Annotated in this window: 6 protein-coding genes; 1 reads left to right on the top strand and 5 read right to left on the bottom strand. The window is 40.0% G+C overall.

The window, feature by feature from the left end; genetic code table 11:
- The 5 genes from IBX40_11270 to IBX40_11250 form a co-directional block, all read right to left on the bottom strand.
- On the bottom strand, positions 1-258 hold a 258-nt coding region (locus tag IBX40_11270), incomplete at its 3' end, for a group II intron reverse transcriptase domain-containing protein (GenBank protein ID MBE0524897.1).
- 101 nt (positions 259-359) lie between these two features.
- A complete protein-coding gene (locus IBX40_11265; GenBank protein ID MBE0524896.1) occupies positions 360-1,544 on the bottom strand; it encodes a PLP-dependent transferase in 1,185 nt (394 codons plus the stop codon).
- Between the two features lie 195 nt (positions 1,545-1,739).
- On the bottom strand, positions 1,740-2,180 hold the full coding sequence (locus tag IBX40_11260) for a DUF1670 domain-containing protein (GenBank protein ID MBE0524895.1): 441 nt from the start codon (positions 2,178-2,180) through the stop codon (positions 1,740-1,742).
- Between the two features lie 9 nt (positions 2,181-2,189).
- Positions 2,190-2,504, bottom strand: coding sequence for a DUF1670 domain-containing protein (locus tag IBX40_11255; GenBank protein MBE0524894.1), 315 nt, complete (start codon positions 2,502-2,504; stop codon positions 2,190-2,192).
- A complete protein-coding gene (locus tag IBX40_11250; GenBank protein MBE0524893.1) occupies positions 2,501-3,313 on the bottom strand; it encodes a DUF1670 domain-containing protein in 813 nt (270 codons plus the stop codon). The genes IBX40_11255 and IBX40_11250 overlap by 4 nt, the downstream gene beginning before the upstream one ends.
- Positions 3,314-3,493: 180 nt before the next feature.
- Between IBX40_11250 and IBX40_11245 the strand changes: the two genes are divergently transcribed.
- Entirely contained in the window at positions 3,494-4,000 is a 507-nt protein-coding gene (locus IBX40_11245) for an N-acetyltransferase (protein ID MBE0524892.1), read from the top strand.
- Positions 4,001-4,312 lie beyond the last annotated feature (312 nt).

Genomic DNA, 4,312 nt, shown 5'->3' with positions numbered 1-4,312 from the left:
TTCATGAGATATATTGTCAAAACATCCTTTAATATCCCCTTCAAGTATCCATGGGGCTGATTTTGGATTGTGAAGGCAAATAAATGCATACTGTGCTGCATCCTGTGCACTTCGAAACAATCGAAACCCAAATGACCTAGCATCAGCACTCGTTTCTGCAACTGGTTGAAGTGCCAGAGCATAGAGGGCCTGCATTGCCCGGTCATACATGGTTGGGATGGAGAGAGGACGTTTTGTTTTCTTTCCTGGTTTAGGGATGTATTGATAATGTTATCAACATATCTTTTTGCTGGCCAGGCTTCCAGAGTAGCTGCCCCCTCCTTTCTAACGGATTTATTTCACAATATATCAGCTATCGTTCACAGGTGCGCTAAAGCCTGATCCAGATCTGCTATTATGTCTTCTGCATCTTCGATACCTACTGAAATTCTCACCAGATCATCAGTTATTCCCGTCTTCGTTCTTACATCAACGGGAACATTTGCATGGGTCATGGACGCAGGATGCTGGATCAGGGTATCAACTGCACCAAGACTAACTGCCAATGAACACAATTTTACGCTGTTCATAAGTTTCTGTCCAGCTTCTATGCCCCCCTTTATTCCAAAAGCGATCATACCACTATAACCACTCATCTGCTTTTTTCCGATATCATATTGTGGATGAGTGGGCAATCCAGGATATCTGACCCAACCAATTTTTGGATGTGCTTCCAGAAATTCGGCTACTTTCATACCATTACTTGCGTGCTTTTCCATTCTAAGATGCAGGGTCTTCAATCCTCTGATACATAACCAGGCTTCAAGTGGACCCATCGTTCCCCCGGTATAATTTACCACAGATGTCATGCTTTCGATAAAATCTTTTTTTCCAACAACAACACCACCTAAAAGGTCTGCATGACCACCAATATATTTCGTACAACTATGTACAACTACGTCTGCACCCAATTGTAATGGTCTCTGGAAGCGAGGAGTTGCAAATGTGTTGTCAACGACACAAAGCGCACCTATATCGCGGGCCATTTTACATATCTCTTCAATATCACTAATGATCATGGTGGGATTAGCCGGTGTTTCTAAAAAAATGATCTTTGTATTTTTTCTTATTTTCTTCTTCACATTCTCGTGATTTGATGTATCAACAAGACTGACCTCAATACCGAGCTTTGTTAGAATTGAGGAAAATAATCCGTACGTACCACCATAGACCACATTGGTTGATAAAAGGTGGTCTCCTTGTTCCAGTTGAGAAAGAGCTACAGCAGTTATTGCAGCCATTCCTGATGAGAAGGCCTGACCGGTTTCGCCTCCTTCAAGTGTAGCTATTTTTTTCACAAAAGCTGCATGTGTGGGCGTGTTTGGTCCTACACGGGCATATATGTATCCTTCTTCGTCACCAGTAAATCTTGCAGCACCCTGTTGGGCATTATCAAATACAAAGGTGGAAGTTTGAAATATCGGTGTTGTATGCGCTCCATAAGAAGGATCTGGTGCTTCTCCAGCATGAACACATTGAGTGCTGAAATTCTTCTCCTTTTTCATCTTCCATCCCCTTAAAATACCTGGGATTAATAATTATAGTGAAGATGTACTTATCTTTTTTGATAATGAGAATCTGATTGACAATTTTGGGACTGCCAAAAATAAGTTGGTAAAATTAACCAAAAGATTTGTGTGGATACACCTTAGAAAACGCAATTACTATTAATATTGAAATGACGCCAAATGACGCCCCCCTTATTCCTGATTTGAACCGTCATTAATTTTTTCCTCCATCTTATTGAATTCTTCATGTATTACAATATATTCCTTTACCAAAGATTCACTCATATCCAGAGTTCTGGAAATTTCATTATGATTCATGCTACTGTATAGGGTTCTCACTTTTTTATATGATTTGATATAACGGTCACATGCTTCTTCAGTATGGCCAGTTATTCGGGAAATATCAGGAGTTTGCACATTTTTGAGAAAATGCCCAATAATCATCTTTTTATGAGTAATCGCCCTTCCAAGATCGTGTATGGTTCCCCGATAAGGTAGTACAACCTGATTCTCGATCTGATACTCTCTGATATCCTTACTAACAGTTCCAGTGCTGATACCCAGCATCTCCGCCACGTCTGCTTGTGAAAGAACACCGTTCTGCCTAAAAGCTTCCCTTAAAATTCTTGCAATCTTAAACCTTCATAACTCTTTGTGAGAATAGCCATTCTCTCTCGTTTTTTTGTCTTCATCATGGACAATGGACAAGATAACCGGAGTAATTCTCGTTTTCTCAAGCGTTTTCCCATAGCTCTGTTTTTCATCTGCACACACAGCAAACCACATAGTTTGACCCGGTTCAAGATTCCAGGCATCACGATTAAATTTCTTGAAAAGTTGTAGGACATCTCCAATGAACATTTCCTGGACCCTATCCCCTCCCATGAATTTATATTCTGAATTCAGAAGTGATTTAATTGCTGAGCCAATGCTTTTTCCTGAAATATTTGAGGTCATAGGCTCATCTCCTTTTTTTTATTCTCTACTTTGATCTTTGGAGTTGAAACCAATTGATCCATTCTATCCTTACTGAGTTCCCCATATTTCTGATACAGTTCAAGGTACTCCTTTACCACTTTCTCTGTAGTATTCGTAAGTTCCCGGATTTGATCTAAAGTGAAGCCTTTGCTGTGCAGCATCACGACTTTTGAGAATCCTATGATGTACCTTTTGATTGATTGTCCAGTATGCCTCGTACGTCTCTCGATCTCTGTGTATTCATATCCTTTGAGATAGAGTTCCACGATTTTCGTTTTATGAGATATGGTCGGACCTATGTCCTGGATTGAACCTCGTGTAGGAATAATTATTTCATGTTTCTTAAGATAAGCCATGTCCCTCTGTATCGTTCGTCTTCCGCTGTTAAGGAGCAATGCGAGATCTTCCTGGACAAGGAGTCCACCCTGATCATATGCTTCGGTAGCAAACCGCATCATTTTGTGCTGCCTGAGTGCATGAATGCCTTTTTTCTCAAGAATCTCTGTATCCTCTGGATGGGATATGGTGAGCTTTACGGATACGGTTTTGATTTTGTCCAACTGCTTGCCTGGAGGTTCGTCCTTGCTTACTGCATGATAAATGATCTGTTTGTCTCCTCGCAGGTTTCCATAATTCAGCTCAATGAATTCCTGCATTAATTGAACGAGTGAGCGGCAGGTTGCCCGTGGAAATCCGTATTCTGTTTCCAGTTCATGGAAAAGCTGATGTTCCGCTGTCTTTATCCAGACGCTTCGTAATTCGTTTTTTTGTTCAGGGTGTACTGTCATGGCTGTTTCCCAAATGCTGATTTCAATTTCTATGCTTAAAGGGGTAGCCATTTGGCGCAAATGTAAGTTAAATAAAAAGTAAGTGTCACTCTTTCTACAAACAACTGAAGATGCAATGTCATCTGCTGCACTCCTTTGCCAGCTTCGTAGTTTTGTAGTTATTGGTGAGGAGGTTTTATTATGATCGTCCGTTGGGAAAAACCAGATGACCAGGAGAAAATTCGAAATATTAACTCTGCTGCATTTGGTACTAATGATGAAGCAAACCTTGTTGATGCTTTAAGGAAAAGTGGTGCTCCTCTTATCTCACTGGTTGCTGAGGAAAAAGGCGAGCTTATTGGTCATATATTATTTAGCCCGGTTTCATTAGAAGGGAATCAACCAGCACCATTAATTGCAGGATTGGCACCAATGGCTGTTCTGCCTGAGTGTCAAAATAAGGGTGTGGGTTCCAGATTGGTAGAGGAAGGTTTGAGGTATTGCACAACATCCGGATATAAAGCCATTGTTGTACTCGGACACCCAGAATATTATCAGCGATTTGGCTTTGTACCATCTGTCAATTATGGTATCACGTCTGAATATCAAGTGCCTCCGGAAATTTTCATGGTCAAAGAGCTTGAAGAATTTGCACTGAAAGGGATAAATGGAATAATCAAGTACCATCAAGCTTTTAATGAAATCTAAGAGTTCCTTATTGGGATTTGAAAAAGTTAATTTAGAATGATGAAAATTCAAATATGAATTCCCCTTTTTTGGTCTGGAAATCGTAAACTTTAGAAAAACGTGTTTACGTTTACAATCATAATTATTAATCATTAACAACCCACGATATGTCGATGCATCACAATCAGCTGTTGCATGATCGTAGAGATCATAGCAACGAAATCTTCCAGGTTAATTTTCAAATGTAATGTTTCGGTTTATAGGCCCAATAAAATAAATACAGTACTTCCGAATAGCCCTACTTCCGATTTAAGATAATTAACTAATTACAGC

The organism is Methanosarcinales archaeon (assembly GCA_014859725.1).
GTDB lineage: Archaea > Halobacteriota > Methanosarcinia > Methanosarcinales > Methanocomedenaceae > Kmv04.
This window is presented reverse-complemented; position numbering and strand designations above follow the sequence as displayed.

What these genes read in the sequence shown, in the direction of transcription:
- IBX40_11255 (MBE0524894.1), bottom strand. Translation starts at nt 2,504, where the DNA reads ATGACCTCAAATATTTCAGGAAAAAGCATTGGCTCAGCAATTAAATCA.
- IBX40_11245 (MBE0524892.1), top strand. Translation starts at nt 3,494, where the DNA reads ATGATCGTCCGTTGGGAAAAACCAGATGACCAGGAGAAAATTCGAAAT.
- IBX40_11250 (MBE0524893.1), bottom strand. Translation starts at nt 3,313, where the DNA reads ATGACAGTACACCCTGAACAAAAAAACGAATTACGAAGCGTCTGGATA.
- IBX40_11265 (MBE0524896.1), bottom strand. Translation starts at nt 1,544, where the DNA reads ATGAAAAAGGAGAAGAATTTCAGCACTCAATGTGTTCATGCTGGAGAA.